The following is a 17,959-nucleotide window of genomic DNA, read 5'->3' as shown; positions in this document are numbered from 1 at the left end:
GAGGACGTTATGCTACCGATCAGCCCCGCCAAAGTCGCCCATGTCATCGTTCGCGCCCGCAAGTTCGACGCCGATCTGCCCGGCTCGGGGCAGGGTCGCGAATTGCGCGCCTTCATCGCCGCGTTGAACGAGGAAGAGCAGGCCGCGCTGACCGCGATCATGTGGATCGGTCGCGAGACCTTTGATGCGAGCGAATTCGACGAGGCCTTCAACACTGCCCGCGCCGAGGCTACGGCCCCGACCGAGGATTACCTCATGGGTGTGCCGATGCTGGCCGATTACCTCGAAGACGGGCTGAGCGCGCTTGGCATAGACCCCGAAGACGCCGAGCAGGAGGCCTATCCCTCGGTATGAAAGAGGCGGCCCTGAGGCCGCCTTTCCAATTCACGCCACCAGACGGTAGCCGCCGGATTCGGTCACCAGCAACCGCGCGTTCGAGGGATCGGGCTCGATCTTCTGGCGCAGGCGGTAGATGTGCGTTTCCAGCGTATGCGTGGTAACGCCCGCATTGTAGCCCCAGACCTCATGCAGCAGCACGTCGCGCGGCACCACGCCATCGGTCGCGCGGTAGAGGAACTTGAGGATATTGGTTTCCTTCTCGGTCAGCCGGATCTTGCGCTCTTTCGCGTCGATCAGCATCTTCATCGCGGGCTTGAACGTATACGGCCCAAGCTGGAACACCGCGTCCTCGGATTGCTCATGGGTGCGCAGCTGCGCGCGCAGACGCGCCAGAAGGACCGGGAACTTGAACGGCTTGGTGATGTAGTCGTTCGCCCCCGAGTCGAGCCCCAGGATCGTGTCGGCATCGGTATCATGGCCGGTCAACATGACGATCGGGCATTTCACGCCCAGCTTGCGCAGCTTCTTGCACAGCTCACGCCCGTCGGTATCGGGCAGACCGACGTCAAGAACCACGAGGTCGTATAGTGCGACCTTCGCCTTCTCTACCCCTTCCACGCCCGAGCCTGCCTCGAACACTTCGAAATCGTCGGTGGCGATCAGTTGCTCGGCCAGCGCCTCGCGCAGATCGGTATCGTCGTCAACCAGAAGGATCTTTTTCAGACCAGCCATGGGTGCCTCCCTTTCGTCAGCTCTGTTCGTTGGGGCCAAGCTGAGGCCCGATCACGTGCACGGCAAGGGGTGTGAAATCTTTCTCACGCGGAGGTGACGCCAGCGCGGGATATGTTTCAATTTGTTGCACAAACGATTATGTCACGAGCTATGGATACCGCCCTTTCCCTTGGCCCGACCCCTGCCGAACGGCTCAACCGCGCGCGCGCCGATCTGCGCATGGGGCTGCCTGTTGTGCTGTCCGACAGCTGCCTTGCGGTCGCCGTCGAGACGCTCAGCCCCGCGCGGCTTGCGGCGCTGCGTAAGCTCGGGCCGCTGGTGCTGGTGCTGACCGCGCGCCGCGCCGAGACGCTGAAGGCGCGGATCTATGACACCGATCTGGCCCGCATCCGCGTGCCCGCCGATGCCGAGCTTGACTGGCTTCAGGCATTGGCCGACCCGGCGGACGATCTGGCCATGCCGATGAAAGGCCCGCTTAGCGCCGAGCGGGGCGGAGACGCAACCCTTGCCCGGGCCGCCATCGCGCTGACGAAATCCGCGCATCTGCTGCCCGCCGCGATCCTCGCACCGCCGCCCTCGCCCCCGGCCGAGGGGCTGACGGCGCTCGACGCCAATGATGCGCTGCGCGAGATCGCCGCCGAGACGGTCCTCGCACCCGTTGCCGCCGCCCGCGTGCCGATGCGCGCGGCCGAGAAGGGCCGGCTGCACATCTTCCGCCCCGATGATGGCGGCGAGGAACACTATGCCATCGAGATCGGCTCCCCCGCGCGCGACAAACCCGTGTTGGCGCGGCTGCACTCGGCCTGCTTCACCGGCGATGTGCTTGGGTCGCTGAAATGCGACTGCGGCCCGCAGCTTGACGCCGCGCTGACGCAGATGGGGCATGAAGGCACAGGCATCCTGCTCTACCTCAACCAGGAGGGGCGCGGTATCGGCCTCGCCAACAAGATGCGCGCCTATTCGCTGCAAGATCAGGGCTTCGATACGGTCGAGGCGAACCACCGCCTCGGCTTCGAGGATGACGAGCGCGACTTCCGCATCGGCGCGGCCCTGCTGAAGAAACTCGGCTTTCACGCCGTGCGCCTGCTGACCAACAATCCCGCCAAGGTGCGGATGCTTGAGGCAAACGGGATCAAGGTCGTCGAGCGCGTGCCGCTGCGCGTGGGCCTCAGCCGTCACAACGCGGCCTACCTTGCCACCAAGGCGGAAAAATCGGGGCATATCCTGTGATGCGCCTTACGCCCGCCGGGCTGCGGGTCGGCAACCGGACCCTCCCGGTCGAGATCGGCCGCGGCGGTCTGCGGCGCGACAAACGCGAAGGCGACGGCGCAACCCCGATCGGTCGCCTGCGCATCCTCGAAATGTTCTGGCGCGCAGACCGCCTGCCCCGCCCCGCGCCCTGGGCACGCCCGATCGGTCCGCGTGATCTGTGGTGCGATGCCGCCGATCACCCGCACTACAACCAACGCGTCCGCGCACCATTCCACGCCAGCCACGAAACCCTGCGCCGCGCAGACCCGCTCTACGACATCGTCCTCGTCACCGACTGGAACTATCCGATGGCGGTGCCCGGCCATGGCTCCGCGATCTTCCTGCATCAGCGCCGCCGCGCGGGCTACCCGACCGCAGGCTGCCTCGCGTTCAGACGCGCGGATCTGCTCTGGCTCGCCCAACGCCTTGAACCCGGCGCCGAGATCGAGATCCCGCCGCTCGCCTGCTTTCTCCTGGAGCAAAATACCTCGGGGTCCGGGGCAGCGCCCCGGGGCCTGCCACATGACAAGGTTTAAGCCCTACCGCGCACCGTAATCCCGCGCGCCGAAGATGGCCGAACCCACGCGCACATGCGTCGCCCCGGCGGCAATCGCCGCCTCGAAATCACTGCTCATGCCCATCGACAAGCCGCTTAGCCCGTTCCGCGCGGCCATCTGCGCAAGCATCTGAAAATGCGGCGCGGCGTCCTCGTCTTCGGGCGGAATGCACATCAGGCCCACGACCGGCAGATCCATCGCGCGCGCCTCGGCCACGAAAGCATCCACCCCGTCCGGCAGCACGCCCGCCTTTTGCGGCTCGGCGCCGGTGTTGACCTGAACGAATAACTCGGGGCTCGTGCCGCGCGCCTGCGCCAGATTGGCCAGCTTGACGGCAAGAGAAGGGCGATCGAGCGTGTGGATCGCCTCGAACAACTCCACCGCCAGCTTGGCCTTGTTGGTCTGCAAAGGGCCAATCATATGAACCTGCGCACCCGGAAAGGCCGCGCGCCATGCGGGCCACTTGCGTGCGGCCTCCTGCACGTAGTTCTCACCAAAGAGTCGATGCCCCTCGCGCAGAACGGCCTCGACCCGCTCGGCCGGTTGCACCTTGGAGACGGCAATCAGCGCGACGGACCCCGCAGCGCGGCCCGCTGCCGCCTCAGCCTGCGCAATCCGCGTAGTGATCTCGCTCAGTCCCATGGAACCCTCCTTTTGGCGCAAGACACCACGTCAGCGCATAAAAGAAAAGAGCGGGCCAAGGCCCGCTCTCGCATCGTACTGTCCGTTGGGATCAGAACGAGAAGGTCACACCGAGATCGGCAACGGTGTCGCTATCGATCGCGCCGATGCCACCCGCCAGCTGGGCGCCGCCGCCGAGCTCGTATTTCGCGCCGATACCGTAAGCATCCACGCCGGGCGCGGTGAGCGAATCGTCATCCGCCTTGGCGTAGGCGGCTTCGAACAGCCACGGGCCGGTCACGTAGGAGCCGTAGATACCATAGGAAGTGCCATTATCGGTGGCATCGGTGACGTAGATATGGCCGGCAAAGCCATTCGCCTCATAGCCGAGCAGCAGCGAGGTCGTGTTCACGTCGTTCGAGCCGTCTTCGAAGTGATCGTAGGTCAGGCCGAAGTTGAACGCACCCTGATCGTAGCCGATACCGACGCCGTAATCTTCATAGATGGTGTGCACCGAAACGCCGAAGGTGAAGTCGCCGGTCGCGTAATCCCAACGCACATCGGCCTCACCGAGGAAGCCAGCGTCTTCGGCGATGTCGTCGATGCCGATTCCGTCGAAACCGATATCCTGAAGGCCGTAATCGTCTGCGATCGGGTCAAGCACGCCAACCGAGATGGTGCCGAACGCGCCCGAAGCGAAAACCACGCCGCTATAGCCCTGGTTGTCGCCGTCTTCGTAGTCCGACTCGAGGGTCACCGAGGCACCGAACGTCAGGCCCGTATCCGTCGCCATCGTACCGATGATATCGAGTTCAATAGAATACCAGCCAGCGGTTTTCTGGTCCGCATAGTCAAGACCAAACTCGCTGTACTTGAAGCCCATGTTGGCTTCGCCGCTCATGGTCACTTCGGCCGCCGCAAAGCCCGCCGAAAAAACCAGCGCGGTGGTCGCAAGAAGAACGTTCTTCATAATCTGCCCCTTCATTCGAGAACGGCGATGAAACCTCGCCGTGTGCTGAGGAGACAATGCGCGCAAACGAGGGCCGCTTCAATCGAACCGGTATCAGCGCACGATCTTTCCGCGCAACTGCGGCATCGGCGCTACAAAAAGCCGTCAGAAAACGAAAAGAGCGGGCCGAAGCCCGCTCTTCCGTCATTCAGATCCGTAAGGATTAGAACGAGAAGGTCACGCCGAGGTCAGCAACGGTGCTGCCTTCGAGATCGCCGATACCGCCGGCAACCTTGGCACCACCGCCGAGGTCGTACTTGGCACCGATACCCCAAGCGTCGATGCTCTCACCACCGAGACCCGGCGGCAGGGCGTTGTCGAAATCGGCTTCCGAGTACGAAGCTTCGAGGGTCAGAGCGCCGGTCTTGTACGAACCGTAGATGCCCCACGAGTCAGCGAGATCGCTCGTCGCATAGAAGAACTCACCGCCGAAGCCGTTCTGCGAGCCGCTCAGCTTGAACTGGGTCGAGTCGGAGTCCGTCAGGTCGTCCTGCGAGTAGGCCAGAGCGGCTTTCACGATGCCGAAGTCATAGGCGGCAGCGATCGAGTAGTCTTCGTTGACGGTGTCGAGCGAGGCGCCGAGGGTGATGGCGCCAACCGAGTAGTCCCAACGAGCGTCGGCGGTCACGCCGAAATTAACATCGGCCAGGTCAACACCCGAAATGCCTTCGAGGAACTTGACGCCGAACGAGTAGTTACCGAGTTCGGCGACGTCGTCGGTGCCGATGCCGTCGAAACCGATGTCGGTCAGACCGTAGTCGTCAGCGACCGGGTCAACATTGCCCATGGTGAAGGTGCCGAAGGCGCCCGAGGCGAACACGGTGCCGCCGTAGTTCTGGTTGTCGTTGCCGTAGACCGAGTCGAGATCGATCGTGGCGCCGAAGGTCAGGCCAGCATCCGATTCCATGGTGCCGGTGACGGTCATGTCGATTTCGTACCAGCCAGCAGTGTCTTTCCAGGTGATCGGATCGGCGGATTCGCTGGTGTAGGCCAGGCCGTGCTCGGCGTATTTGAAGCCCATGTTGGCCGAACCCGAGATGGTGACTTCAGCGGCAGCGTAGCCAGCCGAGAACACCAGAGCGGTCGTCGCGAGAAGAACCTTTTTCATCGTTTTCCCTCATTGTGTCAAAGGTAAACCCCAACTCGGGTCACTCCGATTTGGGTATGGTGCTATTTCACGCCTTGGCCCCTGCAATGCAACGCAAACCTCCCCCTTCCAGGAATTGCCGCCGTGCATGGTGCACTCTTGCCACAGTCCGCAAACCGGCCAGCGCGGCGAAGCATGATGTAATACGCGGGAAAATCCTTGTCGGGCTTGGGGCCTTGGGCTAGAGACAGGCATAGTACGGGCACAAGTCTGAAAACCTAGGCGGACGGAGGCAGTAGCCGATGAACATGCGTGACTTTCTGCGCGCCAGCGCGATCTGCGGCCTCGTGCTTGCGGTCTCGGGCTGCGGCGGCATCAGCAGCGGCAACCTGTTCGGCGACAATACCGGCCCCGATGCCCAGGTCGCCCCGCAGGTCGAGGAAGGTCGCGACAAGACCGATACGATCTGGGAGCTATTCGGGAATGCCGACGACCCGAACGTGACGGTCGAGGTCAACAAATATCTGTGGCAGGCATCGCTTGAAGTGCTGAACTTCCTGCCGATTCAATCGGTCGACCCTTTCTCGGGCGTGATCGTGACGGGCTACGGCACCCCGCCCGGCGGCGGCCGCGCCTATAAGGCCACCGTTTACGTCACCGACCCGGCACTGGATGCGCGCAGCCTCAAGGTCTCGCTCGAAAGCCGCGGCGGCGTTGTCTCGGCCGAGACGGTGCGCGCGGTCGAGGATGCGATTCTCACCCGCGCCCGGCAGATCCGGATCCGCGACGCCAACCTCTAAGGCGCCGCAGACAGGCAAGATGCGCTCCCGCCTCGGTCTCCGCGGCGGGAGTATTTTTTGCCTTGCTCCCTTGGCAGTCTGGACGTTGTTGCCCCTCACGGTGTAGCTACGGCACGCAGAATTCCGCATGAGGGGCCGAAATGTCGCGCTACGAACCGAGCCAGACCGAACAGAAATGGCAAGCCGCCTGGGATGAGGCCGGCGTCTTCACCGCCAAGCGCGACCCGGCCAAGCCGAAATACTACGTGCTCGAGATGTTCCCCTACCCCTCGGGGCGCATCCACATGGGCCATGTGCGCAACTACACGATGGGCGACGTGGTCGCGCGCTACAAGATGGCGCAGGGCTTCTCGGTGCTGCACCCAATGGGCTGGGACGCCTTCGGGATGCCCGCCGAAAACGCCGCGATGGAGCGGGGCGGCCACCCCAAGGACTGGACCTACGGCAATATCGCCGACATGCGCGGGCAGATGAAGCCGCTTGGCCTGTCGATCGACTGGAGCCGCGAATTCGCCACCTGCGACCCGGAATACTACGGCCAGCAGCAGGCGATGTTCATCGACATGCTCGACGCGGGGCTCGTGTATCGCAAGAACGCCGTGGTGAACTGGGACCCGGTCGACATGACCGTTCTGGCCAACGAGCAGGTGATCGACGGGCGCGGCTGGCGCTCGGGCGCGCTGGTCGAGCGCAAGGAACTCACGCAGTGGTTCTTCCGCATCTCGGATTTCGCCGGTGAACTGTTGGGCGCTCTCGACGGCCTCAAGGACTGGCCCGAGAAGGTGCGCCTGATGCAGGCAAACTGGATCGGCCAGTCGCGCGGTCTGCAATTTGCCTTCTCGACCATCGACGCGCCGGAAGGTTTCGACCGGATCGAGGTCTATACGACCCGCCCCGACACGCTGATGGGCGCCAGTTTTGCCGCGATCTCGCCCGATCACCCGCTGGCCAAGCATCTTGAGCGCCACAACCCCGAGATCGCCGCTTTCGTCGCCGAATGCCGCAAGGGTGGCACCACCGAAGAGGCCATCGAGACCGCCGAGAAACTGGGCATGGACACCGGCATCCGTGTGCGTCACCCGCTCGACGAGGCCTGGGAGATGCCGGTCTATATCGCCAACTTCATCTTGATGGATTACGGCACCGGTGCGATCTTCGGCTGCCCGGCCCATGACGCGCGCGACTTTGAATTCGCCACCAAATACGAACTGCCGATCCACTCGGTCTTCCGCCCCGAGGCGGACGACACCGCCGAGGCCGATCTTGTACCCACCGAGGAATTCGTGCCGCTCAAGTCCGAGCGCGTGCGCTATATCCGCGGCTTCGCGGGCGAGACCGTGCAGACCGGCGAAGAGGCCGTCGCCGCGGCCATCGCATTCTGCGAGGAAAACGGCATCGGCCGGGGCGTGACGAACTATCGCCTGCGCGACTGGGGCCTGTCGCGCCAGCGCTACTGGGGCTGCCCGATTCCGGTCGTCCATTGCGCGACCTGCGGCGTGGTGCCCGAGAAGAAGGAAAACCTGCCCGTCCAACTGCCCGATGACGTGTCCTTCGACAAGCCGGGCAACCCGCTTGACCGGCATCCGACCTGGCGCGATTGCACCTGCCCAAGCTGCGGCGCGCCCGCCAAGCGCGAAACCGACACTATGGATACCTTCGTCGATTCGTCGTGGTATTACGCGCGCTTCACCGCGCCCCACGCCGCCACGCCGACCGTGGCCGAGGATGTCGATTACTGGATGAACGTCGATCAGTATATCGGCGGCATCGAGCACGCGATTCTGCACCTGCTCTACTCGCGCTTCTTCGCCCGCGCGATGCACCGCACCGGCCACCTACCCGCCAAGGCGATCGAGCCGTTCAACGCGCTCTTCACCCAGGGCATGGTCACGCATGAGATCTACATGACCCGCGACAGCGCGGGCCGACCGGTCTACCACCTGCCCGAAGACATCGACCGCGAGGCCGGCGTGGTGAAGGTCACGGGCGAAAAGCTCGAGATCATCCCCTCGGCCAAGATGTCGAAATCCAAGAAGAATGTCGTCGATCCGATGAATATCATCGCCTCCTTCGGGGCCGACACGGCGCGCTTCTTCGTGATGTCCGACAGCCCGCCCGAGCGCGACGTGGAATGGACCGCCTCGGGCGCCGAAGCGACGGCCAAGTTCCTTGCCCGCGTCTGGCGCATCGCCGCCGAGATCGCGGAAGGCGTGGGCGGTGCAGGCGAGGCCGAGGATGAGGCGCTTTTGCGCGCCACGCACAAGGCGGTGGACGAGATCACCCGCTCGATCGAGGGCTTTGCCTTCAACAAGGCGGTCGCAGCACTTTACGGCCTGACCAACACGCTGTCGAAATCGGGTGCCTCGAACCCGGTCAAGCGCGAGGCGATGAAGCTGATGGCGCAGCTGATGGGGCCGATGGTGCCGCACCTGGCCGAGGACATCTGGGCCGCGCTTGGCGGCGAGGGTTTCGTTGTCACCGCGCCCTGGCCCAAGGCCGATCCCGCGCTCTTGGCCGAGGATTCGGTGACCCTGCCGATCCAGATCAACGGCAAGCGCCGCGGCGAAATCACCGTTCCCAAGGAGATGCCGAAGGAAGAGGTTGAAAAGCTGGTGCTGGCGGACGAAGCTGTGCTCAAGGCGCTGGCCGGTGGTCAGCCGAAGAAACTCATCGTCGTGCCGGGGCGCATCGTCAATGTGGTCATCTGACCGTCGGAAATTTCTTGTGCTTGCGGGGGCCCTGGCCCTCGGCGCCTGCGGTTTCACCCCGGCCTACGGGCCGCAGGGTGGTGGCACGGCGCTTCTCGGCGGGGTCGAGGCCGATGCCCCCAAGACCCGCGACGAATTCGCGCTGGTGCGGCGGCTGAGCGAACGGCTTGGTCCGGCGGGCGCGGCGCGCTACCGGCTGGCCTACAAGCTCAACACCGAAACCATCGGCCAGGCGATCACGCCCGACAACGCGACCACACGCTATTCGCTGACCGGCTCGGCGGAATATCGGCTGCATGATCGCGCCTCGGATGCGGTGCTGCTGACCGGGCGGGTAAGCTCCTTCACCTCCTGGTCTGCGACCGGTTCGATCGTCTCGACCCAGGCCGCCGAAATCGATGCACATGAGCGCCTGATGCGGATGCTGGCGGACCAGATCGTGACCCGGTTGCTCGCGCAGGCCGGATCGCTGCCGCAATGAAGCTGGCCGGTGTCGCAGCGACCCGTTACTTCGCGCGCCCCGAAGCCGACCGCACCGGCCTTCTGATCTTCGGTGCGGATGCGATGCGCGTGGCCCTGCGCCGGCAAGAGGTGATCGCCGCCCTGATCGGCCCTGAGGGCGAGGCCGAAATGCGCCTGTCCCGCATTCCCGCGGCCGAGCTGCGCAAGGACGGCGCGGCGCTGATGGATGCGATGAAGGCCGTGGGCTTTTTCCCCGGCCCGCGCGTGGCCTTTGTCGAGGATGCGACCGACACACTCGCCCCGGTTATCGCCGAAGCCGTCAAGGACTGGCGCGAGGGCGATGCCCAGATCGTCGTCACCGCAGGCTCGCTGACCGCGAAATCCGCGCTTCGCAAGATTTTCGAGGGCCATTCCAACGCCTATGCCATTGGCATCTATGACGATCCGCCCTCGCGCGAAGAGATCGAGGACACGCTCAAGCGCGCCGGTCTGCACCATATCGCGCCCGAGGCGATGACCGATCTGCTTGCACTGGCCAAGGCGCTCGATCCCGGCGATTTCCGCCAGACGGTCGAGAAGATCGCGCTGTACAAGTTCGGCGACACGACCCCGCTGGCCCCCGCCGATGTTGCCGCCTGCGCCCCCGCCACGATCGAGGCCGAGGTGGATGACGTGCTCAATATCGTGGCCGAGGGCCGCACCGGTGAACTCGGCCAGACCATGCGCCGGATCGAGGGGCAGGGCGTGCAGCCCGTTCAGATGGCCATCGCCGCGCTGCGCCATTTCCGGGCGCTGCATTTCGCCGCCTCCGACCCCGGCGGGCCGGGCGCGGGGCTGCAACGGATGCGCCCGCCGGTCTTCGGGCCGCGCCGCGACCGGATGCAGCGGCAGGCACAGGCTTGGGGCATGTTCCGGCTCGAAGAGGCGCTCAAGCTGCTGATCGAGACCGACCTGACGCTGCGCTCGACCTCGAAGGCGCCGCAAATGGCGGTGATGGAGCGCGCGCTGCTGCGTCTGGCGATGATGGCGCGGCGCTAGGCGCGGCTTGTGATGCCGGGCCTGCCATGCGATCTGTGGCCAAACCCGACCGGATGAGATCATGGAACAGCTAAGCCCGCTTATCGACTCATTGCAGGACCGTCTCGCACCTTGGCTCGCAACGGCGCAGGACTGGGCGACCAGCCCCGCCGCATGGTCGCAATTCGTGCTGCTCGGCATGGCCTGGGTGATGGCACATCTGCTCGGGCGGCGGTTCCGCACGCAACTCAGCGCGCTGATCACCCCGCCCGAGGGCGCCAGCGGCCCCTTCGCGATGATCCGACGCTGGTCGCTTCTGCTTTTGCCGCTGCTGGTGCCATTGCTGGCCTACGGGCTGACGGCGGTGGGTGAGGCCTTCACGCGCTCGCTCTTTGGCTCCGGCGCGGTGATCGCCTTTGGCAAGCGCGTGTTTCTGTTCATGGCCGCCCGCGCCTTTGCGCAAGACATCCTGCGCGAGCCCTTCCTGCGCCTTCTGGGGCGCTACGTTCTGGTACCCGCCGCCGCGCTTTACGCGCTTGGCGCGCTTGGGCCGATCGTCACCTGGCTGGAAAGCCTGACAATCGAGTTAGGCAATATTCATTTCTCGGTCATGGCGCTGATCCGCGGGGTGATCGCGGGCAGCCTTCTGTTCTGGATGGGCGCCTGGTCCAACCGGCAAAGCGCGAGCTACATCAAGGCCCAGCAAGGCCTGCGCCCAGCCACGCGCGAGCTGGCCGCCAAAGCGACCGAGATCGCCATTTTCGGCGCGGCCTTCCTGCTCTTGATGTCGATCATGGGTATCAACCTGACCGCCGTGGCGGTTCTGGGCGGCGCGCTTGGCGTTGGTGTCGGGCTTGGCCTGCAACAGATCGCGGCCAACTTCGTTTCGGGGATCATCCTGCTGATCGAGGGCCAGACCACCGTTGGCGACTATGTGGAACTCGACGGCGGCGAGAAGGGCACCATCGTGCGCATGACCGCGCGGGCCTGCATCCTGGAAACCTTCGACGGCAAGTGGATCGTCGTCCCGAACGAGCATTTCATCACCTCGCGCGTGGTGAACTACTCGGATCAGGGCTCAGCCAACCGCTACGAAGTCACCTTTCAGGTCGCCTATGAGACCGATCTGGAGCGCGTGGCCGATGTTGTCGTGCCCGCCGTCGCGGCGCTGCCCTTTGTGCTGAAGGCGCCCGAGGGCCCGGATTGCGAGCTTGCGGGATTTGGCGAAAGCGGGGTCGATTTCAGCCTGGAGTACTGGGTGAACGGCATCGACGACGGCAAGAACAAATACGCAAGCCAGGTCCGGATGGAGGTCTGGCGCGCGCTGACCGCCGCCGGGATCGCCATGCCCTACCCCCATCGCGTGGTCGAGATCCGGGGCACGTTGCCGGCATGACCCTCGACGCGCTTGTCATAGGCGGCGGTCCGGCAGGCCTTATGGCGGCGGAACAGATCGGGCGGGCGGGCTATCGCGTGCACTTGGCCGAGGCCAAGCCGACGCTCGCGCGCAAGTTCCTGATGGCGGGCAAGTCGGGGCTGAACCTGACCAAGGTCGAGGCGGATTTCACCGCCGCCTATCGCGACGACTGGATCACAGGCTACGTCGATGCCTTTGCCCCTGAGGCGGTGCAGGATTTCGCGCGCGGCCTGGGGATCGAACTTTTCACCGGCTCGACCGGGCGGGTCTTTCCCGTTGGCATGAAGGCCTCGCCCATGCTGCGCGCCTGGATCGGGCGGCTTGTGGGCCTCGGCGTCGAGATCCGCACCCGCTGGTGCTGGCGCGGCTTTGCAGGCGACGATTTCCTTTTCGACACGTCGCAGGGGCAGGTCAGCCTGCGCCCACGCGTCACCGTTCTGGCGCTTGGCGGGGCAAGCTGGCCGCGCTTGGGCTCGGACGCGGCATGGGTGCCGTGGCTGGCGGACAAGGGCGTGCAGATCGCCCCGTTCCGCCCCGCGAACATGGGTTTTGTGGTGCACTGGTCGCCCCATATGCAGCGCCATTTCGGCACGCCCGTGAAAGGTGCTGCGCTGATCACCGACGGCGGCGTCACGCGGGGCGAGTTCGTCATCTCGGCGCGCGGGATCGAGGGCGGCGGGATCTATGCCGTCTCGGCGGAGATGCGCGATGGCAGCCCGCTTGCGCTCGACCTCGCGCCGGATCTGGGCGCGGATCAGATCGCCGAGCGTCTGGCCCGGCTGCCCGCCAAGGAGAGCCTGACGAACCGGCTGCGCAAGGCACTGCATTTCGACGCGCTGCGCATCGCGCTGCTGAACGAATGGGGCCGCCCGCTGCCGCAAGACTCTGCCGCGCTGGCGGCGCTGATCAAATTGCTGCCCGTTCACCACGCCGGGCCGCGCCCGATTGCCGAGGCGATTTCTTCCGCCGGGGGTATCGCCCGCGCCGCGCTAAGCCCCGATCTGGAACTGCGCGCCCTGCCCGGCGTCTTTGCGGCGGGTGAGATGCTGGATTGGGAGGCCCCGACGGGCGGCTATCTGCTGACCGCCTGCCTTGCCACCGGGCATCATGCCGGGCTGGCGGCCGCGCGTCATCTGGCCGCTTAGGCGCGGCGTTTACAGCCCAAGCCGCGTCAGTGCCGCATCCAGCGGAGCGGTATCGGCAATCTCAAGCCGCACCGGAAGCGCCAGCACATTGGGGCGGAAGGCCGCGGGCAGGCGCACGGCGTCCTTTTCGGTCGTGACCATCTGCGCACCAAGCAGCCGTGCCTCGGTCTCAAGCCGGGTCAGCAGGCGTGGGGTGAAGGGCTGGTGATCTTCCAGCGCCTCGCCCCGGATCACCTCGGCGCCAAGACCGCGCAGGGTGGCAAAGAATTTCTCGGGATGACCAATGCCGGCAAAGGCCAGAACGCGCAGCCCCTCCCAGTCCATCCCGGTCTGCAGGGGCGCGAGTGCTCCAGTCAGATGCGGAACGCTGATCTTGCCCCCCCAACTTGCTGCGAAAGCCGCCTGCGCGGCGGGGGCGCCGATAGACAGCAGCAGATCGGCGCGGCTCAGCCCCGCCTCGACCGGCTCGCGCAACGGACCTGCGGGCAGGCAGCGGCCATTGCCGAAGCCCTTGACCGCATCGACCACGACGATCGACAGATCCTTGATCAGCGCCGGGTTCTGGTGCCCGTCATCCAGAACGATGGCCTGCGCCCCGGCCGCAACCGCCGCCCGCGCCCCCGCCGCACGGTCCTTGGCGACCCAGGTCGGCGCGAAGGCGGAAATCAGAAGCGGCTCATCCCCGGTTTCATCCGCAGTATGGGTGCGTTCATCCACGCGCACGGGGCCGGTCAGGCTGCCGCCATGGCCACGGCTGACGACATGGGCGACAACCCCGCGCGCGGTGAGGTGCTGCACCAGCGCGATGACCGTGGGCGTCTTGCCGGTGCCCCCCGCGTTGATATTGCCCACGCAGATCACCGGCACGTCGACCGCCTGCCCGGTCTGCCGCAACCGCCGCGCGGTCGCCTGTGCATAGAACCGCCCAAGCGGCGCCAGCAGCCGAGCCAGCGGCGCGGGGGCCTCGGGAGGGGTGAACCAGAACAGCGGCGCGCCCATCAGTTGGCCCTCGCAATGGCGGCGCGGTCAAGCTCTGTCACGATGGCGCGCGCGGTGGCCTCCACGGCCCCTGCCCCGCCCGAGGTCACGGCCCAGGCGTTATGCGCCAGAATCGCGGCACGATCGGGGGCGATAAGCTCGGCGACGGCCTCGCCAAGCTGGCCGGGCGCCATCACGGCACGCGCGGCACGGGCCTCGCTCAACCGGGCGAACTCGGCGGCATGGGGGGCGGTTTTCGGACCATGCACGATGGCCGAGCCAAGCGCTGCGGGTTCAAGCGGCGAGCGCGGCGCCTGCGCGCCCTCGCCAAGCGTGCCGCCCATGTAGGTGACCGGCGCCAGCCGATACCACAACCCGTAATCGCCCGGATCGTCGGCCAGGAATATCTGCATCTCTTCGTCCGGCTCCCCCTCAAGCGAGCGGCGCCCGACCACCCAGCCCTCGGCGTTCAGTTTGTCGGCAAGCTCGGTCGCATCGCCCGTCGCATCGGGCGCCAGGATCAGCAGCATCCGATGGGCAAGGCGCAGCGCATGGGTATGAGCGGCGATGACGGTATCGATCTCATCCTCGGGAACACTGGCCGCCAGCCAGACCGGGCGCGCGCGCATCTGCTGCGCGATCGAGGAGCGCTCGGCATCGGAGCAAGACAGAGGATCGGGCGGGTCAGAGATCACCCCGCCGATCTCGACGCGCGCCTGATCGACGCCAAGCGCCAGAAGCGTCTCGGAGGTTCCGGCGTCGCGCACCAGAACCCGCCGCACCCGCCGCAAAAGCGAGCGTGCCTCGTTGCGCAGCAACGGGTTGCGGGTGGTGCCACCCGCCAGATGCACATCGACGAGCAGGATCGGCACGCTGCGCGCGGCGCAGATCAGCGCGGCGGGCAGATCATTGCCGATCAACACGATCAGGTCGGGCCGCCAGCTATCCAGCACCATGCGCATCGAGGCCGGGGTATTTTCCGGCATGGCCTCGATCCGGGTGCGCTGCGGCCAGGCGATGCTGTCCGCGATAGGGCCTCGGGTCGTGACGATCAGGTTCAGCTGCGGGCGCAGGCGGTTCAGACGACGCGCCAGAAGCGCCGCATCGGCGGTGGCCTCGGCGCTGTCGTTCAGCACCAGCCAAATCAGCGTGCCTTCCGGGCGCGGCTCGGCGGCGATACGGCGCGCTTCCGGTCCCGGCCGGCGCAAACCGGCCAGCGCAAGGCGTAGCCAGAGCAGGAAGGAGCGCTGCATGACCGCCGTGCGGCTCAGTTGCCGAGTTCTTCGGTCGAGGAGGCGGCGGCTTCCTCGTCGCGCAGACGATGCAGATGCGCGATGAAATAGCGGCTGTGGGCGTCATCGACGGTGCGCTGCGCCTCGGCCTTCCAGGCGGCATAGGCAGAGGCATAGTTCGGGAAGATGCCGACGACATGGATCTTGTCCACATCCTTGAATTCGCTGCGCTGCGGATCGACCAGTTCACCGCCGAAAACGAGGTGAAGGCGCTGAGGGCTCGGTTTGGACATGGGTCCTCCTGTCGGGTATTGCTGCGCTGCGGGACACTAGTGCAAGCACCGCAATGTCACAAGCGCCGCGTTGCGGCGATTGGTTGTGAAACCCGCGTAAACGCCTTCTTTTCAAAGCCCACATCACGCGATACCTAGATCAGATGAAACAGACGCTGACCGAGATCTATGACGCGCGGGTCGCCGCGGGAACGCTCCATGCCGATGCCGCGCAGCGCGCGGTGCTGCCGATGCTCGAGCAGGTGCGCGAGCAGCTGGAGGCCCCGGCGAAGAAGGCGGGGATCTTCGGGCTCTTCGCCAAACCACCCGAGGCGGTGCGCGGCCTTTACCTCTGGGGCGGGGTCGGGCGCGGCAAGTCGATGCTGATGGACCTGTTTTGCGACGCGGTCGATGTGCCCAAGCGGCGCGTCCACTTCCACGCCTTCATGCAGGAGGTGCAGGCCAAGATCGACGTCGCCCGCCGCGCCAAGGTGGAAGACGCGCTGATGCCCGCAGCCAAGGAGATCGCGGCCTCACTGCGGCTGTTGTGCTTCGACGAGATGCAGATCACCGATATCGCCGATGCGATGATCGTGGGCCGCCTGTTCGAGACGCTGTTCAATCTGGGCGTCACCGTGGTGACCACCTCGAACCGGGTACCCGAGGATCTGTACAAGAACGGCCTCAACCGCCAGCTCTTCCTGCCCTTCATCGGCGTCCTGCGCACCCAGCTTGACGTGCATGAGATCGAGAGCGAGACCGACTATCGCCAGCACCGGCTGGCGGGTGCAGAGGTTTATTTCCAGCCGCTCGGCCAGGCCGCGCGCACGCGGATGGATGCGCTGTGGGATGAGTTGACCGGCCATGACGAGGCTTCGCGCCTTGTGCTGACCGTCAAGGGCCGTCAGGTGGTGATCGAGCATTTCCACAACGGCGTCGGGCGCGCGTCCTTCTGGGATCTCTGCGCCGCGATGCTGGGGCCTGCCGACTACCTCGCCATCGGCGAGGCGGTGCGGGTGCTGATGATCGACGATATCCCGCTGCTATCCGCCTCGAACTTCAACGAGGCCAAACGCTTCGTCATCCTGATCGACGCGCTTTATGAGGCCAAGGTGCGCCTGATCTGCTCGGCCGCCGATGTGCCCGAGCGGCTTTATATCGAGGGCGAGGGCACCTTTGAATTCGAGCGCACCGCAAGCCGCCTGCGCGAGATGCAGGGCGCCGACTGGGGCGCCGAGGCCTAGGCCAGCAACTCGCGCACCATGGGCGCGACGCGTGTGCCGTAAAGCTCGATCGTCTTGAGCAGGTTTTCCGGCGCCTGCGGGCCTGCGCTGTATTTCAGCGTGAAGCGCGCAAGGCCAAGCGTCTTAACCGTATTGGCGATCTTGCGTGCCACCGTCTCGGGCGAGCCGACGTAAAGCGAGCCATGCGCGATCTCGGATTCAAAGGCCTCGCGGGTCAGACGCGGCCAGCCGCGCGTGCGCCCGATCAGGTCATGCATCTCGGCATAGGCGGGGAAGAACTCTTCCTTGGCCTCAGTATCGGTATGGGCGACATGACCGGGCGAATGCACGCCGATGGGCTGCACGGGCGTGCCGATCTGCGCATGCGCACGGTGATAAAGATCAACCAGCGGCGCGAAACGCGAGGGGCTGCCTCCGATGATCGCCATCACCAGCGGCATGTTCATCGCCGCGGCCTCGACCACCGATTGCGGGCTGCCGCCCACGCCGCGCCAGACGCGCAGCGGCTCTTCGGGGCGCGGATAGACCGTCACGCCGCGCAGATCGGGCAGGTGATTGCCCTGATAGCTGACCTTGTCCTGCGTCGTCAGCAGGTGCAGAAGTTGGGATTTCTCCTCGAACAGCGTCTCGTAATCATCAAGCTTGTAGCCGAAAAGCGGGAAGCTTTCCGTGAACGAGCCGCGCCCGATGGTGATCTCGGCCCGGCCCGGAGCGATGGCGTCGAGCGTGGCGAATCGCTGAAAGAGGCGAATGGGATCATCCGACGAGAGCACCGTGACCGAGGTGCCCGCCTTGATCCGTTCGGTTCGGGCAAGGATCGCCGCCAGGATCGGCTCGGGCGAGGAAATCGCGAAATCGGGGCGGTGATGTTCGCCCAGACCGAAATAATCGAGGCCCACCTGATCGGCCAGGATCCCCTCGGCCAGCGTGTCGCGGATGACCTGCGCGCCCGAGCGGTTGCCGCCCGAATCGCGGGTAATGTCGCCAAAGGTGTCGAGGCCGAATTCAAGGCTCATGATGCGCTCCTGCTGTTGGGCGCAAGATAGGGCCAGCGGGCCTGTGCGTATAGCGCACATTACGCACAATGC

18 protein-coding genes are annotated in these 17,959 nt (G+C 65.6%); 10 read left to right on the top strand and 8 right to left on the bottom strand.

Features of this window, described 5'->3' with window-relative positions:
* Positions 1 to 9 precede the first annotated feature (9 nt).
* Positions 10 to 354, top strand: a complete 345-nt coding sequence (locus KTQ37_RS10245) for a DUF3775 domain-containing protein (protein ID WP_218630419.1) — start codon at positions 10 to 12, stop codon at positions 352 to 354.
* A 30-nt stretch (positions 355 to 384) separates the two neighbouring features.
* Here the strand turns inward: KTQ37_RS10245 and KTQ37_RS10240 are convergent, their stop codons facing one another.
* Positions 385 to 1,071, bottom strand: a complete 687-nt coding sequence (locus KTQ37_RS10240) for a response regulator transcription factor (protein ID WP_218630418.1) — start codon at positions 1,069 to 1,071, stop codon at positions 385 to 387.
* Positions 1,072 to 1,221: 150 nt separating this feature from the next.
* Here KTQ37_RS10240 and ribA point away from each other — a divergent pair, with 150 nt between their 5' ends.
* Together ribA and KTQ37_RS10230 are read left to right on the top strand one after the other, a co-directional pair.
* Positions 1,222 to 2,301, top strand: a complete 1,080-nt coding sequence (gene ribA, locus KTQ37_RS10235; protein ID WP_218630417.1) for a GTP cyclohydrolase II — start codon at positions 1,222 to 1,224, stop codon at positions 2,299 to 2,301.
* Entirely contained in the window at positions 2,301 to 2,858 is a 558-nt protein-coding gene (locus KTQ37_RS10230; protein ID WP_218630416.1) for a L,D-transpeptidase family protein, read from the top strand. Before ribA ends, KTQ37_RS10230 begins: the two co-directional genes overlap by 1 nt.
* 3 nt (positions 2,859 to 2,861) lie before the next feature.
* Here the strand turns inward: KTQ37_RS10230 and KTQ37_RS10225 are convergent, their stop codons facing one another.
* From KTQ37_RS10225 to KTQ37_RS10215, 3 genes are all read right to left on the bottom strand, one after another.
* On the bottom strand, positions 2,862 to 3,521 hold the full coding sequence (locus tag KTQ37_RS10225; protein ID WP_218630415.1) for a YggS family pyridoxal phosphate-dependent enzyme: 660 nt from the start codon (positions 3,519 to 3,521) through the stop codon (positions 2,862 to 2,864).
* A gap of 91 nt (positions 3,522 to 3,612) precedes the next feature.
* A complete protein-coding gene (locus tag KTQ37_RS10220; protein ID WP_218630414.1) occupies positions 3,613 to 4,470 on the bottom strand; it encodes a porin in 858 nt (285 codons plus the stop codon).
* Between the two features lie 202 nt (positions 4,471 to 4,672).
* Complete coding sequence (locus KTQ37_RS10215; protein WP_218630413.1) at positions 4,673 to 5,617, bottom strand: porin; 945 nt, start codon at positions 5,615 to 5,617, stop codon at positions 4,673 to 4,675.
* A 281-nt stretch (positions 5,618 to 5,898) separates the two neighbouring features.
* Here KTQ37_RS10215 and KTQ37_RS10210 point away from each other — a divergent pair, with 281 nt between their 5' ends.
* The 6 genes from KTQ37_RS10210 to KTQ37_RS10185 all read left to right on the top strand — a co-directional run bounded on the left by KTQ37_RS10210 (position 5,899) and on the right by KTQ37_RS10185 (position 13,145).
* Positions 5,899 to 6,396, top strand: coding sequence for a DUF3576 domain-containing protein (locus KTQ37_RS10210; protein WP_218630412.1), 498 nt, complete (start codon positions 5,899 to 5,901; stop codon positions 6,394 to 6,396).
* A gap of 140 nt (positions 6,397 to 6,536) precedes the next feature.
* On the top strand, positions 6,537 to 9,104 hold the full coding sequence (gene leuS / locus KTQ37_RS10205; RefSeq protein ID WP_218630411.1) for a leucine--tRNA ligase: 2,568 nt from the start codon (positions 6,537 to 6,539) through the stop codon (positions 9,102 to 9,104).
* Complete coding sequence (lptE, locus tag KTQ37_RS10200; RefSeq protein WP_218630410.1) at positions 9,091 to 9,585, top strand: LPS assembly lipoprotein LptE; 495 nt, start codon at positions 9,091 to 9,093, stop codon at positions 9,583 to 9,585. The genes leuS and lptE overlap by 14 nt, the downstream gene beginning before the upstream one ends.
* A complete protein-coding gene (gene holA / locus KTQ37_RS10195; RefSeq protein WP_218630409.1) occupies positions 9,582 to 10,604 on the top strand; it encodes a DNA polymerase III subunit delta in 1,023 nt (340 codons plus the stop codon). Before lptE ends, holA begins: the two co-directional genes overlap by 4 nt.
* Positions 10,605 to 10,665: 61 nt before the next feature.
* Positions 10,666 to 11,979 (top strand): mechanosensitive ion channel family protein, encoded by a 1,314-nt coding sequence (locus KTQ37_RS10190; protein WP_218630408.1) that lies wholly within the window; start codon positions 10,666 to 10,668, stop codon positions 11,977 to 11,979.
* On the top strand, positions 11,976 to 13,145 hold the full coding sequence (locus tag KTQ37_RS10185) for a TIGR03862 family flavoprotein (protein ID WP_218630407.1): 1,170 nt from the start codon (positions 11,976 to 11,978) through the stop codon (positions 13,143 to 13,145). The genes KTQ37_RS10190 and KTQ37_RS10185 overlap by 4 nt, the downstream gene beginning before the upstream one ends.
* A gap of 9 nt (positions 13,146 to 13,154) precedes the next feature.
* On the opposite strand, the gene lpxK is transcribed toward KTQ37_RS10185, so the two are convergent.
* From lpxK to KTQ37_RS10170, 3 genes are read right to left on the bottom strand one after another with little or no spacing between them, the layout of a single operon-like run.
* Entirely contained in the window at positions 13,155 to 14,144 is a 990-nt protein-coding gene (gene lpxK, locus KTQ37_RS10180) for a tetraacyldisaccharide 4'-kinase (protein WP_218630406.1), read from the bottom strand.
* Positions 14,144 to 15,376, bottom strand: coding sequence for a 3-deoxy-D-manno-octulosonic acid transferase (locus KTQ37_RS10175; protein ID WP_218630405.1), 1,233 nt, complete (start codon positions 15,374 to 15,376; stop codon positions 14,144 to 14,146). The genes lpxK and KTQ37_RS10175 overlap by 1 nt, the downstream gene beginning before the upstream one ends.
* Positions 15,377 to 15,390: 14 nt before the next feature.
* The gene (locus KTQ37_RS10170) at positions 15,391 to 15,648 is read right to left on the bottom strand and encodes a DUF4170 domain-containing protein (protein WP_218630404.1); all 258 of its coding nucleotides are present in this window, start codon (positions 15,646 to 15,648) and stop codon (positions 15,391 to 15,393) included.
* Positions 15,649 to 15,791: 143 nt separating this feature from the next.
* On the opposite strand from KTQ37_RS10170, the gene zapE reads away from it, so the two are divergent.
* Positions 15,792 to 16,871, top strand: coding sequence for a cell division protein ZapE (gene zapE, locus KTQ37_RS10165; protein WP_218630403.1), 1,080 nt, complete (start codon positions 15,792 to 15,794; stop codon positions 16,869 to 16,871).
* On the opposite strand, the gene KTQ37_RS10160 is transcribed toward zapE, so the two are convergent.
* A complete protein-coding gene (locus KTQ37_RS10160; RefSeq protein ID WP_218630402.1) occupies positions 16,868 to 17,887 on the bottom strand; it encodes an LLM class flavin-dependent oxidoreductase in 1,020 nt (339 codons plus the stop codon). The two genes, zapE and KTQ37_RS10160, sit on opposite strands and share 4 nt — an antisense overlap.
* Between the last annotated feature and the right edge of the window lie 72 nt (positions 17,888 to 17,959).

Origin of the sequence: Sedimentimonas flavescens (assembly GCF_019264375.1) — a bacterium.
Taxonomy (GTDB): Bacteria; Pseudomonadota; Alphaproteobacteria; order Rhodobacterales; family Rhodobacteraceae; genus Rhodobacter; species Rhodobacter flavescens.
The sequence above is the reverse complement of the archived record's forward strand: the minus strand, read 5'-3'. Positions and strand labels throughout refer to the sequence as shown.

What these genes read in the sequence shown, in the direction of transcription:
- KTQ37_RS10245 (WP_218630419.1), top strand. Translation starts at nt 10, where the DNA reads ATGCTACCGATCAGCCCCGCCAAAGTCGCCCATGTCATCGTTCGCGCC.
- KTQ37_RS10240 (WP_218630418.1), bottom strand. Translation starts at nt 1,071, where the DNA reads ATGGCTGGTCTGAAAAAGATCCTTCTGGTTGACGACGATACCGATCTG.
- ribA (WP_218630417.1), top strand. Translation starts at nt 1,222, where the DNA reads ATGGATACCGCCCTTTCCCTTGGCCCGACCCCTGCCGAACGGCTCAAC.
- KTQ37_RS10230 (WP_218630416.1), top strand. Translation starts at nt 2,301, where the DNA reads ATGCGCCTTACGCCCGCCGGGCTGCGGGTCGGCAACCGGACCCTCCCG.
- KTQ37_RS10225 (WP_218630415.1), bottom strand. Translation starts at nt 3,521, where the DNA reads ATGGGACTGAGCGAGATCACTACGCGGATTGCGCAGGCTGAGGCGGCA.
- KTQ37_RS10220 (WP_218630414.1), bottom strand. Translation starts at nt 4,470, where the DNA reads ATGAAGAACGTTCTTCTTGCGACCACCGCGCTGGTTTTTTCGGCGGGC.
- KTQ37_RS10215 (WP_218630413.1), bottom strand. Translation starts at nt 5,617, where the DNA reads ATGAAAAAGGTTCTTCTCGCGACGACCGCTCTGGTGTTCTCGGCTGGC.
- KTQ37_RS10210 (WP_218630412.1), top strand. Translation starts at nt 5,899, where the DNA reads ATGAACATGCGTGACTTTCTGCGCGCCAGCGCGATCTGCGGCCTCGTG.
- leuS (WP_218630411.1), top strand. Translation starts at nt 6,537, where the DNA reads ATGTCGCGCTACGAACCGAGCCAGACCGAACAGAAATGGCAAGCCGCC.
- lptE (WP_218630410.1), top strand. Translation starts at nt 9,091, where the DNA reads ATGTGGTCATCTGACCGTCGGAAATTTCTTGTGCTTGCGGGGGCCCTG.
- holA (WP_218630409.1), top strand. Translation starts at nt 9,582, where the DNA reads ATGAAGCTGGCCGGTGTCGCAGCGACCCGTTACTTCGCGCGCCCCGAA.
- KTQ37_RS10190 (WP_218630408.1), top strand. Translation starts at nt 10,666, where the DNA reads ATGGAACAGCTAAGCCCGCTTATCGACTCATTGCAGGACCGTCTCGCA.
- KTQ37_RS10185 (WP_218630407.1), top strand. Translation starts at nt 11,976, where the DNA reads ATGACCCTCGACGCGCTTGTCATAGGCGGCGGTCCGGCAGGCCTTATG.
- lpxK (WP_218630406.1), bottom strand. Translation starts at nt 14,144, where the DNA reads ATGGGCGCGCCGCTGTTCTGGTTCACCCCTCCCGAGGCCCCCGCGCCG.
- KTQ37_RS10175 (WP_218630405.1), bottom strand. Translation starts at nt 15,376, where the DNA reads ATGCAGCGCTCCTTCCTGCTCTGGCTACGCCTTGCGCTGGCCGGTTTG.
- KTQ37_RS10170 (WP_218630404.1), bottom strand. Translation starts at nt 15,648, where the DNA reads ATGTCCAAACCGAGCCCTCAGCGCCTTCACCTCGTTTTCGGCGGTGAA.
- zapE (WP_218630403.1), top strand. Translation starts at nt 15,792, where the DNA reads ATGAAACAGACGCTGACCGAGATCTATGACGCGCGGGTCGCCGCGGGA.
- KTQ37_RS10160 (WP_218630402.1), bottom strand. Translation starts at nt 17,887, where the DNA reads ATGAGCCTTGAATTCGGCCTCGACACCTTTGGCGACATTACCCGCGAT.